At 59.9% G+C, this 21,731-nt stretch carries 19 protein-coding genes and 2 tRNA genes; 6 read left to right on the plus strand and 15 right to left on the minus strand.

What is annotated here, in order from left to right:
- Positions 1-353 precede the first annotated feature (353 nt).
- From HMPREF2808_RS01740 to HMPREF2808_RS01750, 3 genes are all read right to left on the minus strand, one after another.
- A complete protein-coding gene (locus tag HMPREF2808_RS01740; RefSeq protein WP_168165062.1) occupies positions 354-1,310 on the minus strand; it encodes a tyrosine-type recombinase/integrase in 957 nt (318 codons plus the stop codon).
- A 329-nt stretch (positions 1,311-1,639) separates the two neighbouring features.
- A tRNA-Val gene (locus HMPREF2808_RS01745) sits at positions 1,640-1,712 on the minus strand.
- A gap of 110 nt (positions 1,713-1,822) precedes the next feature.
- Positions 1,823-2,260 (minus strand): DUF3052 domain-containing protein, encoded by a 438-nt coding sequence (locus HMPREF2808_RS01750; RefSeq protein ID WP_070517365.1) that lies wholly within the window; start codon positions 2,258-2,260, stop codon positions 1,823-1,825.
- Positions 2,261-2,433: 173 nt separating this feature from the next.
- On the opposite strand from HMPREF2808_RS01750, the gene aceE reads away from it, so the two are divergent.
- Positions 2,434-5,190: a pyruvate dehydrogenase (acetyl-transferring), homodimeric type gene (aceE, locus tag HMPREF2808_RS01755; RefSeq protein WP_070532701.1), complete on the plus strand. Its 2,757-nt coding sequence runs from the start codon at positions 2,434-2,436 to the stop codon at positions 5,188-5,190.
- 225 nt (positions 5,191-5,415) lie between these two features.
- Here the strand turns inward: aceE and HMPREF2808_RS01760 are convergent, their stop codons facing one another.
- Positions 5,416-6,429, minus strand: coding sequence for an alpha/beta fold hydrolase (locus tag HMPREF2808_RS01760; protein WP_070596521.1), 1,014 nt, complete (start codon positions 6,427-6,429; stop codon positions 5,416-5,418).
- 26 nt (positions 6,430-6,455) lie between these two features.
- Between HMPREF2808_RS01760 and HMPREF2808_RS01765 the strand changes: the two genes are divergently transcribed.
- Positions 6,456-6,758 (plus strand): acyl carrier protein, encoded by a 303-nt coding sequence (locus tag HMPREF2808_RS01765; RefSeq protein ID WP_070519714.1) that lies wholly within the window; start codon positions 6,456-6,458, stop codon positions 6,756-6,758.
- Positions 6,755-7,534, plus strand: a complete 780-nt coding sequence (locus tag HMPREF2808_RS01770; protein ID WP_070532705.1) for an HAD-IIA family hydrolase — start codon at positions 6,755-6,757, stop codon at positions 7,532-7,534. Before HMPREF2808_RS01765 ends, HMPREF2808_RS01770 begins: the two co-directional genes overlap by 4 nt.
- A gap of 3 nt (positions 7,535-7,537) precedes the next feature.
- On the opposite strand, the gene HMPREF2808_RS01775 is transcribed toward HMPREF2808_RS01770, so the two are convergent.
- The 10 genes from HMPREF2808_RS01775 to HMPREF2808_RS01820 all read right to left on the minus strand — a co-directional run bounded on the left by HMPREF2808_RS01775 (position 7,538) and on the right by HMPREF2808_RS01820 (position 16,211).
- Positions 7,538-7,972, minus strand: coding sequence for a hypothetical protein (locus HMPREF2808_RS01775; RefSeq protein WP_070596522.1), 435 nt, complete (start codon positions 7,970-7,972; stop codon positions 7,538-7,540).
- A 399-nt stretch (positions 7,973-8,371) separates the two neighbouring features.
- Positions 8,372-9,175 carry a serine hydrolase domain-containing protein gene (locus tag HMPREF2808_RS01780; protein WP_070596523.1) on the minus strand — a complete coding sequence of 268 codons (804 nt, stop codon included), beginning with the start codon at positions 9,173-9,175 and terminating at the stop codon, positions 8,372-8,374.
- A 10-nt stretch (positions 9,176-9,185) separates the two neighbouring features.
- The gene (locus HMPREF2808_RS01785; RefSeq protein ID WP_070623359.1) at positions 9,186-9,818 is read right to left on the minus strand and encodes an excalibur calcium-binding domain-containing protein; all 633 of its coding nucleotides are present in this window, start codon (positions 9,816-9,818) and stop codon (positions 9,186-9,188) included.
- A gap of 256 nt (positions 9,819-10,074) precedes the next feature.
- Positions 10,075-11,655 carry a mechanosensitive ion channel family protein gene (locus tag HMPREF2808_RS01790; protein WP_070623362.1) on the minus strand — a complete coding sequence of 527 codons (1,581 nt, stop codon included), beginning with the start codon at positions 11,653-11,655 and terminating at the stop codon, positions 10,075-10,077.
- Positions 11,656-11,698: 43 nt separating this feature from the next.
- Positions 11,699-13,297 (minus strand): peptide ABC transporter substrate-binding protein, encoded by a 1,599-nt coding sequence (locus HMPREF2808_RS01795; RefSeq protein ID WP_246818491.1) that lies wholly within the window; start codon positions 13,295-13,297, stop codon positions 11,699-11,701.
- A gap of 38 nt (positions 13,298-13,335) precedes the next feature.
- Positions 13,336-14,409, minus strand: a complete 1,074-nt coding sequence (locus HMPREF2808_RS01800) for a trimeric intracellular cation channel family protein (RefSeq protein WP_070623401.1) — start codon at positions 14,407-14,409, stop codon at positions 13,336-13,338.
- 100 nt (positions 14,410-14,509) lie between these two features.
- Positions 14,510-14,866: a hypothetical protein gene (locus HMPREF2808_RS12880; protein ID WP_083303775.1), complete on the minus strand. Its 357-nt coding sequence runs from the start codon at positions 14,864-14,866 to the stop codon at positions 14,510-14,512.
- Between the two features lie 74 nt (positions 14,867-14,940).
- Positions 14,941-15,390 carry a Panacea domain-containing protein gene (locus tag HMPREF2808_RS01810; protein ID WP_070532722.1) on the minus strand — a complete coding sequence of 150 codons (450 nt, stop codon included), beginning with the start codon at positions 15,388-15,390 and terminating at the stop codon, positions 14,941-14,943.
- A gap of 132 nt (positions 15,391-15,522) precedes the next feature.
- Positions 15,523-15,596 (minus strand) — tRNA-Ile (locus HMPREF2808_RS01815).
- A gap of 189 nt (positions 15,597-15,785) precedes the next feature.
- Positions 15,786-16,211 (minus strand): hypothetical protein, encoded by a 426-nt coding sequence (locus tag HMPREF2808_RS01820; protein WP_070532726.1) that lies wholly within the window; start codon positions 16,209-16,211, stop codon positions 15,786-15,788.
- A gap of 150 nt (positions 16,212-16,361) precedes the next feature.
- On the opposite strand from HMPREF2808_RS01820, the gene HMPREF2808_RS01825 reads away from it, so the two are divergent.
- Positions 16,362-17,696 (plus strand): AAA family ATPase, encoded by a 1,335-nt coding sequence (locus HMPREF2808_RS01825; protein ID WP_070623368.1) that lies wholly within the window; start codon positions 16,362-16,364, stop codon positions 17,694-17,696.
- A 34-nt stretch (positions 17,697-17,730) separates the two neighbouring features.
- Here the strand turns inward: HMPREF2808_RS01825 and HMPREF2808_RS13265 are convergent, their stop codons facing one another.
- Complete coding sequence (locus tag HMPREF2808_RS13265) at positions 17,731-18,414, minus strand: type II toxin-antitoxin system death-on-curing family toxin (RefSeq protein WP_141752571.1); 684 nt, start codon at positions 18,412-18,414, stop codon at positions 17,731-17,733.
- 601 nt (positions 18,415-19,015) lie between these two features.
- Between HMPREF2808_RS13265 and HMPREF2808_RS01835 the strand changes: the two genes are divergently transcribed.
- Positions 19,016-21,280 carry a DEAD/DEAH box helicase gene (locus tag HMPREF2808_RS01835; protein ID WP_070623371.1) on the plus strand — a complete coding sequence of 755 codons (2,265 nt, stop codon included), beginning with the start codon at positions 19,016-19,018 and terminating at the stop codon, positions 21,278-21,280.
- 98 nt (positions 21,281-21,378) lie between these two features.
- Positions 21,379-21,612 carry a hypothetical protein gene (locus HMPREF2808_RS01840; RefSeq protein ID WP_070519692.1) on the plus strand — a complete coding sequence of 78 codons (234 nt, stop codon included), beginning with the start codon at positions 21,379-21,381 and terminating at the stop codon, positions 21,610-21,612.
- Positions 21,613-21,731: the final 119 nt, after the last annotated feature.

The following is a 21,731-nucleotide window of genomic DNA, read 5'->3' on the forward strand; positions in this document are numbered from 1 at the left end:
GATGCGAACGATGAACACCCCGAAGGGGAGCAGGCTATGGCTGCTCCACGAAGGACTCTAAGAACCAAGGGAGTGGCATAAGGGCTTATGCCGCTACCGTAGGCGTTATACCGACCAAAGGGAGGTAGGTTACCCACCTGAGCAGGTTCAGCACCTGCGAAGGGGGCGGTGTGGTTGTGGACTAGGCAGAAGCGGTGAGCTTCGGCATAGGCCACCAAGGACAATAGTGTTCCGAAGGGGAAAGCAACAACGCTTTCCCACGAAGGAAGTTGGTAGACCTGAGTATTCAGACTACGAAGGGCTACACACACCGTCCTGTGCAATGAGCCTAAGCCTCATTGCCCCAACAACGTCTAATCGTCAAGGTCTACCCGGCGCATAAGCTCTACTGGCCGGGCCTCTCTTGACTTCATATAGACGTTAACAATGGTTGATACATCTTCCTGGCCTAGGATTCTCCCTATCTCCCTAGGGGTTGCGCCTGCCTCTGCAAGGCGCGTGATGATGAAGTTCCGGCCGTAGTGTGGCGTGATGGGCTTATCAATCCCGGCGCGTTGTTTAGCTCTGTTGAACACGCTGCGGTAGGAAGTATCAAAGACCACCGCACCGGCTTTAGTAAGCGTTGCGTATTCCTCTGGGTGCGTAGCAAAAGTTTTGAGATGCCGAATCACCACCGGAACGAATTCACGAAGCAACGGCACCGTGCGGTATCCGGCGTTTGTCTTCGGAGGATGAAACGCCATCTTCACACCACCTTTGCCATTGGGGACTCTGACAAGGTTCCCCTCAACCCGCACGCTGGCCCCGTTGGTGTCGAATACGAAGTGTTTGTTCTTCACGGCTAATGCTTCGCCTATCCGAAGCCCGTGGAAGAGGCACAACACGGTTATAAGCCGGTAGCGCTCTGGAACGTTGTCCAGAATGGCCCTAAGCTCCGCTGTGGTTGGAAGTTCCTTGGCCTTTGATTTAGCCCTTGTCCTGGCGGCGCTTATCGCAACCGGGTTCGTGGGCAGATAACCGTATTCCACAGCCAGCGCTATCGCAGCCCTTAGTTTGTGATACGCCCTTGCGTTGCGGTGGTTCGATGCCGGAAATGCCTGTACAGTTTCTTGCCACCACGCTGCGACGGCTACCGGCGTGAGTTTATCTACTGGAATAGCGCACAGCGTTTCATTTCCTAGCACCCGTGCTGTTACGAATTCTTCGTATGCCTTGTACGTTGAATCCCGCACCTGTGGCTTGGTCAACGCCAGCCAATGCCTCACCATTTCCCCTACCGTAGGAATTTTGGTCTGTGTTTTCTTCACCACCGGTGGTTCCCACGCGCCTAGGTCTATCTCCTTGCGCACCGCAGCTAGCCACGCCATTGCGTCTAGCCGGTCTCTGAATGTGTCCGGCGCTTTGTAGCGTTGTTTGTCCGGCCCTTGGTAAGTGGCCTGCCAGCGTCCGCTTGGTAATTCGCGCGTAGCGCCCCATGAATTCCGTGCCATTAGCGTGCAATATCTCCCCCGATACATGTACTCGGGCGGGGGTACACGTTTCGGTGGTTGGGTTATACTGAAATCGCCCTGTGCAGGGGAAACGGTGGAAACACAAAGAGGCCAAACCCCCCGAAAAGGGGGCCTGACCTGCTGTTTTGTGCGGCCTGAGGGGATCGAACCCCCGACCTACTGGGTGTAAACCAGTTGCTCTTCCAGCTGAGCTAAAGCCGCAGTGCACTGTGTGCTCGCACAAGATTAGCCTATGGGCACCCGCAGCAACAAATCAGGGTGTAACTAGTCGCTGCAAATGCCGCGTGAGCAGGCATAACCTGCGATACTCCTTAAGGCTTCTTGGTGTAGCCGCGGGCCACAAGGCAGGAGCCCTGCCACTCACCGAGGCGCTCAGCCTTGGTCTGCACCAGACCAGCCAGCTGTGCGGATTCGGAGATCTCACCGGGCTCGAGGTTGCCCGGCTTTCCAGCGCCTGGGGTCAGCAGCCAGATACGACCGGAATCACCCAGGGGACGGGTGGCATCGACCAGCCCATCGACCAAATCGCCGTCCTCCGCGCGCCACCACAGCAGCACGAGGTCACACAGCTCGTCAGTCTCCTCATCGAGGAAATCCTCCCCCAACACGTCCTCGATGGACTCAGAAATCGTGGAGTCACAGTCCTCGTCCCAGCCAAGCTCCAGAGCAATCTGCCCCTCTTCGATGCCGAGCTTGGCTGCAAATCCCGTCACTCGCTGAGTTCCTTCCGATGAAGTAGTTGATGTCATGCAGAGTATTTTAACGTCTACGGTGCACTTTTTCGCGACGAACCTCCCCCGATCTTCCCCAGTGGTGGACATTTTCCCCCATAAAACCACCCCTGGGGGCCTCCAAATGCCCCGCCGTGAAAGCGGCGCGTATCCTAGGAACAGATCTTTGTACTACGAACCAGGAGGATTTAATGGCCGACTTGGACGCCCACAACGGCGACTCCAACTTCCCCATCGTTCGCGATGGCGTGGCAGCATACCTGCACGACTCCGACCCGGAAGAAACCCGCGAGTGGATGGACTCCCTCGACGGTCTGCTGGACTCTTCCGATCCGGAGCGCGCCCGCTACCTCATGCTGCGTCTTCTTGAGCGCGCTACCGCCAAGCGCGTGCCGTTGCCGTCCCTAACGTCCTCGGATTTTGTCAACACCATCCCAACCTCCCTCGAGCCGGAGTTCCCGGGCGATGAGGAATTGGAGAAGCGCTACCGCCGCTGGATCCGCTGGAACGCGGCCATCATGGTGCACCGCGCACAGCGCCCGGGCATCGGCGTCGGTGGACACATTTCCACGTACGCAGGCGCTGCCCCGCTGTATGAGGTGGGCTTGAACCACTTCTTCAAGGGCAAGGACGATCCCTCCGGCGGTGACCAGGTCTTCTTCCAGGGCCACGCTTCACCGGGCGTCTACGCACGCGCCTTCATGGAAGGCCGCCTCACCGAGGAAGACCTCGACGGTTTCCGCCAGGAGCACTCGCGCGGCGAAGGCAAGGGCCTGCCGTCCTACCCGCACCCGCGCCTGATGCCGGACTTCTGGGAATTCCCCACCGTGTCCATGGGCCTTGGCCCCATCAACGCCATCTACCAGGCACGCTTCAACAAGTATCTGGAGAAGCGCGGCATTAAGGACACCTCCAAGCAGCACGTCTGGGCCTTCCTCGGCGACGGCGAGATGGATGAGCCGGAGTCCCGCGGTCTGCTGCAGATGGCGTCCCTCTACGAGCTGGACAACCTGACCTTCGTGGTCAACTGTAACCTGCAGCGTCTCGACGGCCCGGTGCGCGGCAATACCCAGATCATTCAGGAGCTGGAGTCCTTCTTCCGCGGCGCTGGCTGGTCCGTCATCAAGATTGTTTGGGGCCGCGGCTGGGACAAGCTGCTTGAAGCCGATAAGGACGGCGCCCTGGTCAACATCATGAACACCACCTCTGATGGCGACTACCAGACCTTCAAGGCTAACGACGGCGCCTACGTCCGCGAGCACTTCTTCGGCCGTGATGAGCGCACGCTCAAGCTGGTTGAGGACATGTCCGATGATGAGATTTGGGCACTGCGCCGCGGCGGCCACGACTACCGCAAGATCTACGCCGCATACGACAAGGCGCTGAGCTACGCGGGCACCGGCCGCCCGACGGTCATCCTGGCCCACACCATTAAGGGCTACGGCTTGGGCCACAACTTCGAGGGCCGCAACGCGACCCACCAGATGAAGAAACTGACGCTGGAGGATCTGAAGCTCTTCCGCGATAAGCAGGGAATCCCGATCAGCGACGAGCAGCTCGAAGCCGATCCGTACCTGCCGCCGTACTACCACCCGGGCAAGGACGCCCCGGAAATCAAGTACATGCTGGAGCGCCGCAACGAGTTGGGTGGCTTCTTGCCGGAGCGCCGTGAGAACTTCGAGACTCTCACCACCCCGGATCTGTCCAAGCTGCGCTCGGTGCGCAAGGGCTCGGGCAAGCAGGACGTGGCAACGACCATGGCTCTGGTGCGTACCTTCAAGGAGCTCATGCGCGATAAGGAGCTGGGCAAGCGCGTCGTTCCGATCATTCCGGATGAGGCCCGCACCTTCGGCATGGACTCCTGGTTCCCCACCCTGAAGATCTGGAACCCGCGCGGCCAGAACTACGTCCCGGTGGATCATGACCTCATGCTCTCCTACCGCGAGGCTGCCGACGGCCAGATTCTGCACGAGGGTATTTCTGAGGCAGGCGCAGCCGCCTCCTTCACCGCAGCTGCTACTTCCTACGCCACCCAGGGCGAGGCGATGATTCCGCTGTACATCTTCTACTCGATGTTCGGCTTCCAGCGCACCGGCGATGCCTTCTGGGCCGCCGGCGACCAGCTGGGCCGCGGCTTCATCATCGGCGCTACCGCCGGCCGCACCACCCTGACCGGCGAGGGCCTGCAGCACATGGACGGCCACTCGCCGATCCTGGCATCGACCAACCCGGCCGTGGAGGTCTACGACCCAGCCTTCGGCTACGAGATTGCACACCTGGTTCCGCGCGGTATCGAGCGCATGTACGGCGAGGACAACGAGCCGATCATGTACTACATCACCGTGTACAACGAGCCGGTCAAGCAGCCTGCCGAGCCGGAGAACCTCGACGTCGAGGGCCTGCACAAGGGCATCTACCACTACAACACCGCTGAGTCCGGCTCCATCCCGGCCAACATCCTGGCCTCCGGTGTGGGCATGTACGAGGCCCTGCGCGCACAGGAAATCCTGGCTGAAAGCTACGACGTCAAGGCGTCGCTGTTCTCCGTCACCTCGTGGGTCAAGCTGGCGCGCGACGGCGCTGCCCGCAACAAGGAAGCTCTGCGCAAGGGCGTTGAGCCGACCGAGGCATTCGCCACCTCCCAGCTCAAGGGCTTCGAGGGACCGTTCGTTGGTGTCTCCGACTTCGCCACGGACCTGCAGGAGCAGATTCGCCCCTACGTCCCGGGTGACTACATCGTCCTGGGTGCAGACGGCTTCGGCTTCTCTGATACCCGCGAGGGTGCCCGCCGCTACTTCAACACCGACGCCGAGTCCATCGTCGTCGCAGTCCTCGAGGGCTTGGCTCGCGAGGGCAAGGTGGAGCGCAGCACCGTGGAAAAGGCGGCTCGCGAGCTCAAGCTCGACGACCCGACGTCCACCCTCTCCACGTCCTCCGATGAGGACTAAGGCTTAGGACTTAAGAGCCTCAAGCTTTCCAGCCCCTTCTGCCTGAGCAGGAGGGGCTTTCTCATGTTCAACTCATGTTCAAGCCCAGGGGCAACTGCCCTTGTTGCCAAAGTTCTGGCCAGATCTTGAATCAGAGGCTATAACTTTGGCAGAACGGGCAGTTCGGGCACCGCGCGTGGCCCAGCCAACGCCAATAGAAGGCTCAACCGCCATCAGCAGCAGGCCCTAGCTGCCCAGCACCCCATCGAGGACGCGCCCCAACGCCTTGGAGACCTCGCTGGGCTCCTCCAAGATGACCATGTGCCCGGCGCCGTCGATGACAGTCAGGGTGGAATCCGGCCAGTGGCGGGCAATGACCTCCGATTGGCGGTGCGGGGTCACGATGTCGAGGCTGCCCACCACAATTTCGCCCGGCACGTTTCTAAGCCTGGCCGCCGCGCCGAACTCGGAGTGCTCCACCAAGTCGTCGAAGAAGCCTGCGTAGCTCGACATCGGGGTATCCAGCAGCATCGCCACGTGGAATTGCAGCTTGTCCATCTGCGGGAAGCCCTGCAGCAGCGCCGCGAAGGCCGGGGCGATGAGTGCGGCGGCCTCGAAGCGCACGCGGTTGAGCCGGCTCGGCAACCGCAAACAGGCGCGATAGACCATGCCCAGAGTCTTCGATTCCAAGACTCGCGCCACACCCTCGGCCGCAAAGCGCTGCATCGAGGTAGCCACCAGCGTCATGCCCTTAACGCGGTGAAAGACCTCCCGCGGGGCGCGCCGCAGCAGGTTAAGCGCAATCATTCCGCCCATCGAGTGCCCAAGCAGCACCAACGGCCCCTCGGCGGCGCGCTCAGCGATGACGGCCAGCACGTCATCGGCCGCGCCCCGAACCGTGCACTGCGCGGGGGCGACGTGGGTGGATTGGCCGTGGCCGCGGACGTCGACAAGCAGGCAGCGCACCGAAGGGTAGTTGCGGCGCACGTTGTTGACCTGGGAGTAGAAGCTCTCAGCAGACAAGCAGTAGCCGTGGATGAAAACCACGGTGACCTCCGCGTCCTGCGGGCCTACCTCGTACCATGCCACGCGCACGCCGTCGTTGTCCACGAAGCCCGAGTCCGTCACCCCGGTCAGTCCCGGCTCTGTCGTGAGATCATGCAACTGACCGTGGACGGTGTGCTCGATGGAGCGCATGCGAGGGCGGGCCCGGCGCGACCAGCTGCGGGCGATGGCGGAGGAACGTGCTCGAATAACCATGACATTTCAATACTAGACTGGGCCCCATGGCTAATGACCTTTCAGCGCAACTCCAAGCCCGCTTCGGCTCCGCGCCGGCAGAAGAAAAAGAAGCTTCCCCAGCCGGGGACGCATACGGCGAGCTCACCCGCCTCATCACGAAGGTGACCGGCGTGGAGGAAGGCCTGGAGCGCGAAGCGAAATTGGAGGACCTGGGGGTTGAGTCGCTCGAGCGCATCGAATTAGCTGTGCGTCTCGAAGAGGCCTGCGGGGTCCGCCTCAACGAAGAAACCATGCTCTCCGTCACCACGGTGGGCGAACTTGCTGATTATGTGGAGGAACACTCGTGATTTCCTATCTCTCAGACATGGACGGCGTCCTCATCAAGGAAGGGGAAATGATTCCCGGCGCGGATAAATTCATCCAGGCGCTGAAGGATAACAACATCGAGTACATGGTGCTCACGAACAACTCGATGTCCACCCCGCGGGATCTCTCTGCACGTCTGAAGAACACCGGTCTGGACATCCCGGCGGAGCGCATCTGGACCTCGGCGACGGCCACGGCGGCCTTCCTGTCCAACCAGGCGGGATTGTCCACAGCCTACGTCGTGGGCGAGTCCGGCCTGACCACCGCCCTGCACGAGGCCGGCTGGATTCTCAACGACCGCGACGCGGACTTCGTGGTCTTGGGTGAGACCCGCACCTATTCTTTTGAAGCCATCACCACGGCGATCAACCTTATCCGCAACGGCGCGCGCTTCATTGCCACCAACCCGGACGTCACGGGCCCGGCCCCGCAGGGCGTGCTCCCGGCCACGGGTGCGGTTGCGGCGCTGATTACCGCGGCAACCAACCGCGAGCCTTACTACGTGGGCAAGCCGAACCCCGTCATGATGCGCAGCGCGTTGAATAACATCGGCGCGCACTCGGAAAATACCGTCATGATCGGTGACCGCATGGATACTGACGTCAAGTCCGGTCTGGAGGCCGGCATGCGCAGCATCCTGGTGCGCTCCGGCATCAGTGATGACAGCATCATCGAGCGCTACCCTTTCCGCCCGACTCACGTCATTGACTCCGTGGCGGAGCTTCCGGAGCGCATCCTCGATCCCTTCGCGGACTAGGACTTAGACCGCACGCTTGACGACGCCCCTGAACCCGTACTCCCCCGCCAACATCTCCACGGCGCGGCCCAGCGCGTCCAGTTCGCTGGGCGTTCCCGTAATAACTTGCTGGCAGCCTATCCCGAGGCCACCTGCGTTGTCAGGAACGCGGCCGCTAAGCGGATCCCATACTGGGTCGCGGTGCCAACGGGTACACCATTGGGCGGTCAGCGGGTCATCACCAGGCACTATGAACTCGCTTTCGCTGCTGATGCAGCGCGCCATGGCGCGCTCGATGGCAGGGCGCAGGTTGCGCGGCATGCCCGAGATCTGCAGCACGGCGGTGCAGACCTCACCGCAGGCGCGGTTGGGCCAGCTATCTGCCGGGCTGCCAAGTGGGGTGGCTGAAGCGGCCGGCGCGGTGTCACCGGCCAGCTGCGGGTGAACGCGTTGATTCACTCCTTAAACTCCTTTGACGTGCGAGTGATGGCACGCCGGCATGCGCCGACGCAAGACGAGCTTCGTCTTCCCCTACGAACTTGTCTTCATCACGTCACTCGCGCCGAGGCGCGAACACCGCTTGGTGTCGCCGCAGTATGCGGCCACGCGGTGCGTCGTTGTGTGCCCACAATTTTCCCCCGCCACTTGAGCCACAACAACCCTCAACCTGCGCTTAAGCCCCCACAGCCTCAACAAGAACTTGAGACTTCCACCCCGAAAATCGCCCCATCAATCACTTCAGTCACATAAGCCAACGCGTGCAACACGCGCGCGTTGTCGCCACAGCTACCCCACTACCCCCGTTGCGGCGCCCTACGGTACGCCGCGACGACGCTCAACACCGTCATGCCACCCCGGCTAGCCCGCCTGGCACTCCTGCCAGATGGCCGTGTTGGTCTCGGCCCACAAAGGCTTGCACCACTCGCCAAAATCGCGGTCCGTCAGCGCAACCATGGCCCAGTCACCAGCCACCCACAGGTAGGTACCGCTCATGCCGAAGTGCCCCACGGCATCGGCGGGCAAGCCACCCATCCACTGCTGCTTCTCACCGTGGATTTCAAAGCCCAACCCCCACGTGCAGTCTTTGAAGCTGCCATAGCCGGGCACGATGCCCCGCAGTCCCGGAAACTGAACGCTGCGCATTTCCTCCACCGTCGAAGGATCGAGCAGGCGCGGCGAATAAACCTCGCCGGCAAAGGCAGCGAGATCCTCCACACTAGAAACCAAACCGTGCCCGGCCGAGCCTTCCAAGGTAGTGGCCCGCATGCCCAGAGGAGCACACACGCCTTCAGCAAGGTATTCAGCAAAAGGAATCTCGGTGGCCTTTTCTACTTCCTCGGCGGCCCATTCATAGCCGGCCGAGGAGTAGATTCGGCGCTCCCCTACGGGCTTTTGTGGCTCGCGGGAATCAAAGCCCACGCCCGAGGCATGTGCCAAGAGGTGGCGCAGCGTGGAGCCTTCAGGGCCTGCCGGCTGATCCAGCTCCACCGCCCCTTCTTCCACGGCCACCATCACCCCATAGGCGGCCACCAGCTTGGTCACGGAGGCCACCGGGAAGCGGCGGGAGGCATCCCCCAGCTGCTCTACTACCTCGCCGCGGTGCAACAAGGCGGCGGCAACGGTATCGACTGGCCAGGACTCAAGGGAAGAAAATGCGCTCATGCGCTCCAGCTTAACGAGGATCGCGCTCGCAGCCTACGCCATCACCATCGCGGTCGAACTTGGAGCGGAAACCTGGCTCACCCGCATAGATCGGGCGGCCTAGTGCGTTCCACACGTCTGCGCAGCGAGTAAAGGACGCGGGGGCAGGCTTCGGGGCCGGAGCCGGCTTAGGTGCGGGAGCCGGCTTGGGCGCCGGGGCTGGAGCAGGAGCCGGAGCTGGCTTCGGCGCGGGGGCAGGGGCAGGGGCAGGCTGCGGTGCAGGAGCAGGTGCCGGTGCCGGAGCTGGTGCCGGCGGAGAAGGGATGATGCCCGGCAGCGGGTTCGGAATGATGCGCTGCTGCACCGCCCAGTACACGCCACCGGCGGCAGCCGCGAGGACCGCTGCGGTAATACCCACGCCGAGTGCAATCATTTCACCTTCGGAGGACTGCTGGAATTCGGCGTCATCCTCGTCCGTGTTGGAGGAGCCAGAACCCTGGCTCGAGGAATCAGCTTCCTGGGAGGAGGAGTCAGACTCGGAGGAAACCGTTGCGGTTGCCTCGGCGTTAGGGGTCGTGGTCTCCGCCTGAGCAGGAACAACAACGGACAGTGCGACAGATACAGAAACAGAGGCGGCGAGGGCCGCACGAGAGAACTTCTTCATAAACTCAAGTTATATCCTGCAGCACTACCCCGCAGGAAATCGCGCTCAACCGAGGGCTACATCACGTCGGAAAGCCACAGCGAGCTGGAAATCAGCAGCGGGCTACACCGCATGCGTTAACGGATGAGCCCGCCGCGCCGATATCAAAAATGTAGCGCATTACGTCGCTGCACTTCCCTATCACTCATATCTCTGATGCGCCCTCTCCACGCGCCTCTCTCATCTCTTTGTGGCGCCTCTCGGTGATGCCGCGGAGCTACATCACGGTGGACGGCTCTGCGGCTCCCTCAGAAACGATCGCGGAAGGCTGCTCATTCGCCGTGGGCGCGGGCGTTTCGGAGTTTTGCTCCACTGGGGCCTGGGTTTCGGTGTCCTGCGGATCCGCGGGGGCATACACAGCTTCGCTGTCCGGGTTGCTATCAGTTGGCATGTCCGGATCAACTTCTGCCGTCGGCTCCTGTTCTGCGGAGCCCGTGAAGTCAGTAACCGGCGCCTCCTGAGGTGTGGTCAGTGGCGCGGATGAAGACGCAGAAGGTTGCGCCGACTCAGAAGTGGATTCGGACTGCCCCATCCACCGCGAGGGCGATAGCCACCCGGCGTCCACCCCATCAGGGTTAGCGGAGGAAAGCAGCAACAGGCCAACTACACCGAGGCCGGCGATGAGCCCCGTGGTTGAGGCCCGCACGCGCCCGCCAAGCGTCCAGAAATAGTTCCACTTGTTGTCCGGCTTATCGTCGCGCCAGATGCCGCGCTGATAATCGTCCTCTTCTTCCTCCTCGGAGTCATCCGCATAAGCCGGCCGGCCCGGCCCGTCATCCTTGCTGTCTTGGGGCATAGCGCCGGCATCAGCGACGGCGTCGGCAGCAATGGCCTCCGTCTCCGCATCCGATGCCACGTCTTTGCGCGAAGGCTCCGCAGTATCTGCCGCCGGCATGATGGTGGTGGGGGCGTCGGCAGCGGAGACGTCGCCAAGCTCCTGCGAGGCATCCCCCGGCACGCCCTCAGTGGTGGGAAGCTTGTACAGATCCCAGAAGGTGGAGAGCAGCGCCGAGCGGATCGCGCGCTCCACCGCCCACTGGCGGGCGGGGTTGACCTGTACGAGGACGCGGTACTGCACCTGCCATGGCTGGCCGGCCGCAGTGGGGGCCGTGAGCCCAGTGGCGGGCAGAACGTCGAGTTCACCGGCCACATCCGCGTGGATGTCTGGGGCTTCAAGGGCTCGCTTCGAAATTTTTTCCACCTGTTCGGTGATCTCCGGCAAGGACTCGCCCTCGTGGACCGGGATGGCGATATCCACCACCGCGCGTGACCATTCTTGCGAGAAGTTTGTGACCACGCCCGCGGAACCATTCGGCACCATGACCACTTCACCGGTGGGTGTGCGCACAGTCGTCGTTCGCAGGGTCAGTGAAACGACGGTGCCCTCCACACCAGTCACGCCGTCAAAGCTGACGTAATCACCCACGCCGAACTGCTTTTCCGAGAGGATAAAGAAGCCCGCGAGGAAGTCACCGATGATGGCCTGCGCGCCAAAACCGACGGCGGCCGAAACGACTGTCGCCGGGATAGCCGCGCCGAGGGGTGGCACCCCGACGTTGGCTAGCGCGGCCAACACAAGAAGGAAATAGGCAACCGCCTGCGCCACGTAGACCAGTGCACCGGCAAGCGCCAAACGCGCCTTGGTGGACTCTTGATTCTCATCCAAACGGGACTCAATGACCCTCACTGCCAAGCGGCCGATGCGCGGGATGAGAATCGCCAACAACAGCATTCCCAGCAGCGGCAGGCCGTGATCCACGATGGCCTGCCACATGGCGAACAAGTAATACTTCAGCATTGCGCCAAGCCTAGTCCTTCAGCCTGACAGAACCCTTGGAGCCTTAAGCGCGGTGGATGAGATAGTAATTCGGAGTTGGCTTCCACGTGTAGCCCGCGGGGACGATGTCCTCGCCGAAAGCGCAGAAAGTCTTGGTCGTCCACAGCGGAATCGCCGGCATCTTCTCCAGCAACAGGCCCTGGGCCTCCGTGTAATGCTTTTGGGCTTCCTCCCGGCTCTTCGCCTGACCCGCCTTCTTCAGCAGCTCATCGTATTCAGAGCTGTTAAAGCCTGATTCATTTTCCGAAGAGTAAGACGCATATAGCGGCACCAGGAAGGTAGATTCCTCTGGGAACTCCGCCTGCCAAATCGTGCGGAAGGCACCGGTGAGATGACGGGCAATCACCTCTTGTCTGAGGTCCTTCAAAGTCGCAAACTCATGGCCCTCCGCCGGCACGCCGAGAGTATCCGTCAGTTGCTTCGCCACGGCGTCGATCCAGGTCTTGTGACCGCCGTCGGTGTTATAGGCAATGCTGAAAATCCCATCAAACGGTTCCAGCTTCTCTGCCTGCTCCCACAGTTCGCGGGCCTTATCCGGCTGGTAGGTCAAGACGTCGGCCCCCTCCGGTGCTGGCGGAATGGAACCGTCCAGCGGCGCGACGAAGCCGGTGGCGGGAAGCACCATTCCGTGGAAGATATCCCGAGCCATTCCTTCACGGTCCACTGCCATGGACAACGCGCGGCGGCGCAAGCGTCCGGCCTCACCGCGGAAGTTCGCATCGTTGGCGGGGATGGTGATTTCCATGATGGAACCACCCGGCTTACTCAAAGCGCGGGAGCCCAGTTCCTTTTCGAAGCTGCCTAGCTTCTCCGCCGGGATCCGCGTGAGCACATCCAGCTTGCCATCTACGAGGTCCTGGTAGGCCTGCTCCTCCGAGGAATACACCACGAACTTGATGCCTTCATTCTGCGGCGTTCGCGGCCCCTTGTAGCGAGGGTTCGGCACGAGTGTCACAGCCTTCTCGCGCTCCCAGGAAGCCAGCACATAAGGCCCACTGCCGATGGGATCCGTTCCGCGATCGCTCAGCCTATCCTGGTCTTCGGAGCGCATGGGGAAAAAGACCGAGTATCCCAGGCGCTCGAGGAATCCCGCCGTGGGGCGTGAGAGCTCAATGCGGAAAGTTTTCGGCCCCGTCACCTTAAGGCCGCGCATTGACTTCCTGCCTTCGTGGAAGACACGGATTGGTTCAAAGTGATGCGCGGAGAGCAGCGACTGGCGCACCGCGGTATTCCACGTATCGACGAAGTCTTCTGCTTCCACGGTTGAACCGTCGGAAAACACGGCGTCATCTCGAATCACCACGTCATATGTCGTGTCATCGACCTGTGTGATGGATTCCGCCAAGTCATAGTGAGCGCCACCGGTTTCATCCAGGTACATCAACCCCGAGTACACAAGGTTGATGATGGTCTGCCCCGGCGCATCGTTGGAATCAGCCGGGATGAGGGTGCGCTGTGGCTCCGAGATATCCGTGGTGATGAGGTTCATGTCAGAGGTGTCGACGTTGCCAGGCTCCGCCGTGCATCCCGCCACCGTGGGCGCCACGACGCCCGACACCGCTAGCGCCGCCAGCATGCCTAGAAAAGAACGCCTCGAAGTCACGCGTTCATCACCTCACTCTCACTAATACTTTAAAGGATCTAATCATCTCTCTTTTCATAACGGCGCATGAGCCTCTCCACCAGTTCATCGGTGAGCTGGTCATCGGCCAAAATGCGATCCAAAAGCTCGCGTGGTGTCGGCCCCTCGGTGCTCGGGGTCTCGTAGGAATCTCCGCTCAAGTCCACGCCGAAATCGGAGGTTTCCGCTTCCGCGGCGGGCGGCTCCATCATCTGCGACATCTCCGCCACTTCCTCATTGAAGGAATCGAGGAACTCGGTGGCGTCGATGGCTGCTTCCGAACGGCGCTTGCCGGCGCGCACCTCGCGCTCAATACGGCGCTGCAGTGCCTTTTCCATCTGATTGTGGCGCCAAGAACGGAGCTTGGAGGGCTCTAGGCGACGCCCCACGGCCCTGCCCTTGCTCTCCGCCTTGCGCGCCATCACCATGACGTAGGCCGCGGTGTCATTAACCGGCGCCCACTCTTGACGGGCGGGCACGCGCCACCCGGCCCAGATACCCAGCATGGTCATCACGAAGGAGACGACCGGGCCAAGAATGACTCCCCAGGCCAAGTAGCCGGCCGAATCCGCGCCGAGGACCACCAAAGCGCAGGCCACTGCGGGGATCACGGTGGGTGTGTTATCCCCAAAGACGGCGGGTTCGCGCCCCATGGCGATGTCACGGATCATGGAACCTCCCGTGGCGGTGAACACGCCCATCATGATGCAAGGAATCAGCGGCAGCCCATAGGCAATGGCTTTGAGCGCGCCTGTCGACGCCCACAGCGCCGAGACCACCGCATCCCCATGGGACTGGACATAGTCCCACGTCTTTCCTTTGAAGTAGACAAAGCGGGCGATGATCGCGCCGGCGAACGCCAAGTAGAGATACTCCGGCTGACTCATCGCAGCGACGGTGCCGCGGTTGATCAGCACGTCACGGATCATGCCGCCACCGAGGGAGGAGAACATCGCGATGAAGAAGAAGCCCACGATGTCATAGCCACGCTGGCGGGCCATGGTGCCGCCAATCATGCCCATGAGGAGAACACCAATGATGTCGGACCAGTAGTACAGCGACTCGATCAATGGGTCCATCTCGACAACGCTCATGGTGGTCATCGTATCGGGTGCTGTGCGATATCTCGCATTGAGGAGCTATTCCTTGAAATACGCCGCCTGGCTGGCGGGCCACGGACGCTTAGAAAAGGCGCTAATGCACGTAGAGCTCGTTGTAGGCTTTCTCAATCCAAATGACATAAAACACTTCCCCGTCTTTCCAGCCCGCAAAAGGGAGATTCCCTTTGTGGCGGTAAACCCGGAACCTCTCGACGTCCTGAAACTGCCGAGGAATCTTAGGAATGATCGCGCTTGCCGGAATAAACTCTGAGCCAAGTCCGTGCTTGGGATGCTGTGCCAGCTCTTTCCATGACAGCACTGACCGCTTGTGCCACTTTTCCAAAAACTCCGCGCGCATCGAGTCATCTAGCTCCCCGAAGCCCCACCCCTTCTGCAGGAACCGCGTTGACAGGAGCGGATAGTCAGCCCTAGAACTGCGAAGAGCATCCACAACACTCGACTCTGGGGCGCTCCTCGCCCCTCTGGTTGGCCTGCTCCCCCGCCGTTTACTTTTCTTGCCCACGGCTAGCAGAAATAGTTCTTCAGATCGGCATCCGTAATCTCTAGCCCTCGTTTGCCCTCGACGAAGTTCTTTTTCCAAGGAGATTCGGTGTGGGTTTTATTACGCAATGCCCATGCAGAGTATGGGCCATATTTGTCCCACACCTCAATCAGATCCTGCTCGACGTCACGGTAATCATCCCAATCAAAGTCATCTGAGATGAACTCATCGGGGTCTATGGGAAGCTTTCCGTAGTGCTTGACGTCATGGTAGATGTCTACAACTACTGGGCCATGCGCCCATGCTTCCATTCGGTCAGGGAAAAGCGGCAGGCCATCAGAAGAACGCATATGCAGACCTTTGGCGTAATAAAGAAGCTTTTGAAGCTTGAGCTGCGTAATTTCTGCATCGTCAGTTTCATCAGCCCACGCTACGAACCATTCAGCTATTTGCCGCGCCGTATATTGTTCCATGTCTGCCCTCCTTCCGGTTCCTGCCAAGAGTACAACAGGCCCAAGACACGGCACCATCCCAACGATCGAGCAGGAGTAAGAACACCCGTCATAAGGGCAGCATCAAGAGGGCACAATGAGAGCTTTAAGCTGTGGGGCCACCGGGGCTCGAACCCGGGACCAACGGATTATGAGTCCGTAGCTCTAACCGACTGAGCTATAGCCCCGCGTATTCCCCGCCTGCTTTTATGCACACAGCGAATCCGCTCCCAGCAACATTAATCGGCGGGCCCAGAAAACGACAATTTAGGCCCCTGAAATCGCTGTCTAAGCTTCAGCAGTGCTCTTCCGCCCTTTCACCGCCAAGACAGGTTTCTGTTCACTTAGGTTCCAGCACACTGAGTTAGCCACCAGGCCTATTCTTTCTTCTTCATTCTTCTGGCTTGCCTGCGCGCGCGGCGTCGCGCGCGCTTTGCTTTGCGGATGTCCACGACCCACCGCGGAACAAAAGGCCACGGAAGCGGAATCCCAATCGCCCCCGTAAACCCAATAACTCCAATGACGAAAGCTGCCACGAGCGGAACAATCAGCACCGTTTCGACGGACTCGGGAAGGTTCGCACTTGCCACCAACCCTGTGGCACCGGCCGCGCCCATAATGAGCGTGCCATAAGGATAAATGAAAAGGACGCCATCGCTTTCTGCACCTGTTGCATCAGCTGAGTCGTACCACTCTTCTGATTGGGGATTCCTCCGCACGTACCGGATATAAAAGGTCCAATAGGCCACCATGACCAGCACTAAACCGACACACACAAGCAGCCCAGTGATATCTCCGTCCATAGGATGCGGCCTCCTGTGGTTGCTGTTGCGGTGTGTAGTAAACGCTACCAGCGCCCGCCGGGGTGAGTCTGAAATCCGGATGAGGGCACGCACCCGGGCCTAGGACAGCTGTCTATGATCCGGCATGTGTGAGCCTGTAGTGTCGCGACCATGAGGCTCCTTTCCTTTAGCGTGTCTAACTTCCGCAGCATCCGCGCGACGCAAACGCTCTCGCTGTACCACCACTGGCAGCACTCCACCGCCCCGGAGGAAGGATGGGCACAGGTCAGCGAGCCCACCTCCGTACTCATCGGCCCCACGGCGTCGGGAAAGAGCAGCGTCCTCAATGCCCTCGCCTTCGCCCTGCTCGCCATCGAATCCTCCGCCACCACCTGGCTTGCCGACGCCCCACCCAACCAACTCCCCCACGCCCCGTACCGCCTGGATCCTCGCACGCAGCGCCTGCCCAGCACCTTCGAGCTGGATTTTGAGCTCGATGGCGTGCGCTACCTCTACGGATTCCAGTGGAGCTTCACCGGCGTGCACGCGGAATGGCTCAGCCGCGTGCCATCGACGAGGTGGAGCCCCTGCTTCGTGCGGACCCGCGGTGAGGAGGTGCAGTGGACGAGGTCCTTCATGGACAAGGGGGACGTCGCCAAGCTCGGCCCCGTTACGGACACCGAGCTAATCCTCTCCGCCGGCCTGCGCGACGAGCACCCTGTCCTCGCCCCGCTGGCTAGCGCCCTGGTGCACGACGTGGCTTACCTGCCGCACGGCCATACTTCCATGAGCACTGCCTCCCGCATCACCACCCTTATCCGTGAGGGCAAGCTGCGCCTGCATGAGGCTGCCGCGCTGCTGCGCGCGGCCGATGCCGGTATCCACTCCGTACGGCTCAACCAGGACCACATCCCCGAGCACGTCTTCCGCCAGATGCGCCCGGTCATCGATGCGCTCAGCCACAGCTATGGCAGCATCCGCCGCCCCGATGAGTTTGGTGCCTACTCCGATGCGGAGATTGAATCCCTGCTGCACGCCATCATCGTGGAGCACAAGTCCGATGATTCCTTCTACGAGCTGAAGCTGACCGATGAATCCGGCGGCACGCAGAACTGGATGGCCACCGCTCCCCTGGTTCTCGATACTCTGCGCCGCGGCGGGATCCTGGTGGCCGATGAGCTGGATTCCGCCCTGCGCCCAGCGCTCCTTGACTTCATCATCCAGGCCTTCCGCGAGCCCAGTATCAACGTCAACGGCGCGCAGCTCATCTTTGCCTCCCACACCTTCAGCGTCCTCGAGCGCGCCGGCGAGCTGGGCCTGCACCCCGAGAGCTTCTGGTCCGTGGAGAAGACCTCCGCCGGCGAATCGGAACTGCACAACCTCAGCGACGCGCCCGTGTCCCTGGGCAATCCCGACGCCACCCACCACTTCCTGCGCGAGCGCTACGGCACCGCCTCACGCGAGACGCTCAATGCACTCAAGGAGCTGGTCACGGCTAGCGCATGAGCTAGATTGCGCTTGCTCTGGTATTTCAAACTGCCTAGATGTACCTAGACCAGTCATGCATGTCTAAGTGCGCTTGAATTGCTCGAGCTTTAAACTTTATTCTCTTTTTCTCTAGAGGGTTATCGGCATACTGGAGTAATTCTTCAGCTGCTTCGCGTGCTTGATCGGGAGTAAGCACCATTTCAATAGGGGTACTCTGGTTCACCGCGAGATACAGGTAAATAAAGCGAGTTCCGTCAGGAGTCTTTCCAACCCCTACAAAATAGTCTTCCCCTTCATCCGTTATTTTCGTTACGCTAAACCCTGACGGTAGATTACCGGCGTTCCCTAGGAAAGGTGCCACCAAAGACCGCAAAGCATCTGCGATTTCAGGCACGCCAACTTTTTCACTGACTATTCTTTCCACAAGATGCTCAGAGGCATCTGCATCAACTTTTCCAAGCAGGGGCCCTACTGCCAAGTTCAGCCTGAGAAACAACCAGCAAGCCGCCCAGCCAGTCCGCTTGTTACCATCGAAAAGACTTTGCGTGGTGCAGAAAGAATGCAGAAGTGCTGCAGCTTTATCCCAAGCGGTTGGAAACGCGTCTCTCCCGAGAACAGTAGTCACCGGTCGGTTTACATTTGCTTTAAACTGATTTGAATCACGGATTTGCAGAGGGGACCCACAAGCCAATTCTCCGACGATTAGGACTTCCTCTTCGTCGGGATAAATGGTCAAGCTAGACGGCGGTTAAGTTCCGCGGACCAATTGGCGATCTCCCGCCCTAAGTACTCAACGTAGCGGCGACGGTCTTCCTCATCCATATCTTGGACCTGAGTTACAGAAGTATTAATGTGGTCAGGTTTTGAAACGGTCGACTTTGTCAATTTAGTCCCTCCTTCGCCCTTTAGTAGTCAGCACCTGCTTATCTCAGAGATTAGCACTCGTTGGAGAATCTGCGTAGAGGAAGTCATCAACCCTCCTATCCCAGCATGACACTTACACCTGAAGTGTCTTTCACCTTTCAGTGAGACTCTTCTCAAGGACAACCGAGTTGTGTGCGAATGCCTAGAGGTGCATAGAGGCCGCTCCAATGCTCCACTTGCTGCGTATGCCCGGTACACCTGCCAGAATCACGGCTTGACTGTTAAAGCACGCACTCCATCACTGCTCCCAGAAGGCCCTCCACAAAGCTCTGGAGCCTACGCGGCTCCAGGCGACAACGTTCCGGTAGCCGGCTCGTCGTACGCTTATTCTAAGCAATACAACACCAAGCCGACAAGGCTCTTACCCGCACACCGTCCGATAAACTAGTTCCGACACACAAGGAACACGCACCATGACTGAACAGGAACGCCTCCAAGCACTTGAAACTCGCGTTAGCGAATTGGAGTCCCAGGTGGCCCAACTACTGCAGGCCCTCGGTCATGCTCCTTCGCGCCCTAGTACTGCAGTCACACCGCCGCCGGCGAACGTTCACTCTGAAAACCGCTCACCTGAAGAGAAAATTGCCCTCTTCATGGATTACTTCACTGGGAGGACAGATGTCTACGCAGTAGCCAAAAATACTGCGGGAAAGAAGGCTTGGTACCCGGCTAGCAATGGCTACTATGACCGAAGAAATCCCAACCTAAAGCCCCTGACACCGAAGGTGATCGAAGGACATCTGCGCCGTGATAATCACTTTCACGTTGGGCTTTATCCACTGTGCACAGATGATAGTTGCCGGCTGTTGGTCTGCGATTTTGATGATGACGACTTCAAGCAAGCCGCCCGCGCCTACGCGGAAGAATGCAAGAACCAGGGCCTCGACCCGCTCATAGAAGTATCGCGCTCTGGGAACGGAGCTCATGTCTGGGTATTCTTCGACGAACCTATTCCCGCCGGCCTCGCTCGGTCCGTGGGCATCGGGCTTCTTGCCAAGGCTAGCCCGGATTCCTACTTCTCCAGTTTCGACCGATTCTTTCCATCCCAAGACACGCTGCCGGCTAAAGGCCGTGGCTTCGGCAACCTGATTGCCCTCCCATTAGCAGGCCACCATCGATCCGAAGGCACAACAGTCTTCGTCGACAATGATTTTCAACCTTTGCCAGACCAATTCGAAGCTTTGGCAAGAACGAAGAAGTCAACGCTTTCCGAGCTCAAGAAAATCTACGCTGCGCTTCAGCCCGATCCCGAGACATCCCTTCCTCAGGCACCCACCCGCGCAGTACTAAAGAAGCTCAAGGCCTCCGGAAAAGTCCACGTCACGCACGATTCACACGTCCACGTCGATTTATCAGGCGTCGACGCCACCACCCGTACGGCCCTGCGGCACCTAGGCGCTATTGCCAACCCGCAATTTTATATAAAACAGGCCCAGCGTTTCTCCACTTTCGGCACTCCACGGATCATCGTACGTTTTGATGAGAAGGACCAAGTCCTCACGCTCGACCGCGGCACGCTCGATGACGTCGTCGACATCTTGAAGGCTGCCGGATATACCGTCACACGTCGCGGCCGCACACCCAAACCCCGACGCATCGATACATCATTCGCCGGCGAACTACGCCCCTACCAGCATTCCGCCGTCAAACAGATGCTCAAGCACAAGTCCGGAATGCTCATTTCTCCTCCTGGTACTGGAAAGACCGTCATGGCGTGTGCAATCATCGCCCAGCGTTCGGTCCCGACCGCAGTGATAGTTCCATCGAGGGAGCTAGCTACCCAATGGCGCCAAGCCCTCAAGCAGTTCCTCCCGGAAGCTCAGGTTGGACAATACTCAGGTTCCAAAAAGAAGCTCAGTGGAGAGATAGACATTGTCACTGCCCAATCCATTAGCCGTAGCGATTCCAAGACTGACTTTCTCTCCAGCTATGGCCACATCATCGTTGACGAATGCCACCGAGTCGGCGCTGCCGGATTAACCAACGTTCTAGCCCACCTCAATGTTCGTTTTATGCTCGGTATGACCGCGACACCGTACCGATCCGACGGCCTCGATAAGCTACTTCCTCTCATTTGCGGCCCTATCCGCCATACTGTCGAGCTCGAGCGCCCCGGACGCCGCGACTACGTAGTCCACAACACCGAGTTCACTTACGACTCTCCTTACCTGTTCTGGCCCGACCTCGACACCGCTCTGGCTGCGGATGAGGACCGCAACCGCCTCATCGCCAATGTCATCACTCAAGCAGCGCAGGATAAGCACACGGTCCTCGTCCTAGTGAAACGACGCGAACACCTCGCGGCCCTCAACGCCCTGCTTACCGACGCCCCCTTCCCCATCCTTCAGCTACACGGCGGACAAAAGGCAAGCGAGAGGCAAGCCGTCCGTGAGCAGCTTGCCACAACGCCGCATTTCGTCCTTTTAGCCATGTCCCAGGTGGCTGGCGAAGGCATTGATCTTCCCGCGCTGGATACCCTTGTGCTGGCAGCACCAGTAAGCTTCCGCGGCGTTGTCATTCAGCAGGTTGGCCGAGTCACTCGCGATACCGATGATAAAGAGACCATCTCTGCCACCGTGCACGACTTTCTCGATGCCAACGTCCCTGCTCTCACCTCAGCCTTCAGAAAGAGAAGCTCGACCATAGCCAAGCAGGGGTTCACTCGCGACAACAGCTAGAACTCCGTGCTAGACAGATTCCTACAGATTCCTACTAGATTAGGGGCCGCGCACAACTAAAATCCTTGCTGGACAGCCAGATGAATCGGAGCAGCACAGTGTCTGAATTTATAATCATTTACAAACGTCGCTCAGGCGAGTCTTTCATCAAACAATTCTCGGACTCGACTCAAGCGCTTAAGGAACGCCTCCGCCGCGAAGCAGCGATCGACGATCCTGATATCGAGATCGCCCATATTTCAGCGCCTTCCCTGGAATCCTTGAAAAAGTCGCATTCACGGTATTTCATGGGCCGCGTTGAGGTACAAGACGACCAGGTGGACGCAGCCTAAAGCTTCACTTCTGACCCCGCCTCCATGGGCGTAATTAGTTCGACCTGTGCTCTGTAGGTCATGCACCAGGCAGAGGCTTCGAATATTTGAACCAGTCGTGACTGCGCATGTCCGGCACA

Origin of the sequence: Corynebacterium sp. HMSC078A10, assembly GCF_001811565.1 — a bacterium.
Classification (GTDB): Bacteria; Actinomycetota; Actinomycetes; order Mycobacteriales; family Mycobacteriaceae; genus Corynebacterium; species Corynebacterium hesseae.

What these genes read in the sequence shown, in the direction of transcription:
- HMPREF2808_RS01760 (WP_070596521.1), bottom strand. Translation starts at nt 6,429, where the DNA reads ATGGTTATTCGAGCACGTTCCTCCGCCATCGCCCGCAGCTGGTCGCGC.
- HMPREF2808_RS01790 (WP_070623362.1), bottom strand. Translation starts at nt 11,655, where the DNA reads ATGCTGAAGTATTACTTGTTCGCCATGTGGCAGGCCATCGTGGATCAC.
- HMPREF2808_RS01750 (WP_070517365.1), bottom strand. Translation starts at nt 2,260, where the DNA reads ATGACATCAACTACTTCATCGGAAGGAACTCAGCGAGTGACGGGATTT.
- HMPREF2808_RS01825 (WP_070623368.1), top strand. Translation starts at nt 16,362, where the DNA reads ATGAGGCTCCTTTCCTTTAGCGTGTCTAACTTCCGCAGCATCCGCGCG.
- HMPREF2808_RS01820 (WP_070532726.1), bottom strand. Translation starts at nt 16,211, where the DNA reads ATGGACGGAGATATCACTGGGCTGCTTGTGTGTGTCGGTTTAGTGCTG.
- HMPREF2808_RS01785 (WP_070623359.1), bottom strand. Translation starts at nt 9,818, where the DNA reads ATGAAGAAGTTCTCTCGTGCGGCCCTCGCCGCCTCTGTTTCTGTATCT.
- HMPREF2808_RS01800 (WP_070623401.1), bottom strand. Translation starts at nt 14,409, where the DNA reads ATGAGCGTTGTCGAGATGGACCCATTGATCGAGTCGCTGTACTACTGG.
- HMPREF2808_RS01810 (WP_070532722.1), bottom strand. Translation starts at nt 15,390, where the DNA reads ATGGAACAATATACGGCGCGGCAAATAGCTGAATGGTTCGTAGCGTGG.
- HMPREF2808_RS01780 (WP_070596523.1), bottom strand. Translation starts at nt 9,175, where the DNA reads ATGAGCGCATTTTCTTCCCTTGAGTCCTGGCCAGTCGATACCGTTGCC.
- HMPREF2808_RS01765 (WP_070519714.1), top strand. Translation starts at nt 6,456, where the DNA reads ATGGCTAATGACCTTTCAGCGCAACTCCAAGCCCGCTTCGGCTCCGCG.
- HMPREF2808_RS01835 (WP_070623371.1), top strand. Translation starts at nt 19,016, where the DNA reads ATGACTGAACAGGAACGCCTCCAAGCACTTGAAACTCGCGTTAGCGAA.
- aceE (WP_070532701.1), top strand. Translation starts at nt 2,434, where the DNA reads ATGGCCGACTTGGACGCCCACAACGGCGACTCCAACTTCCCCATCGTT.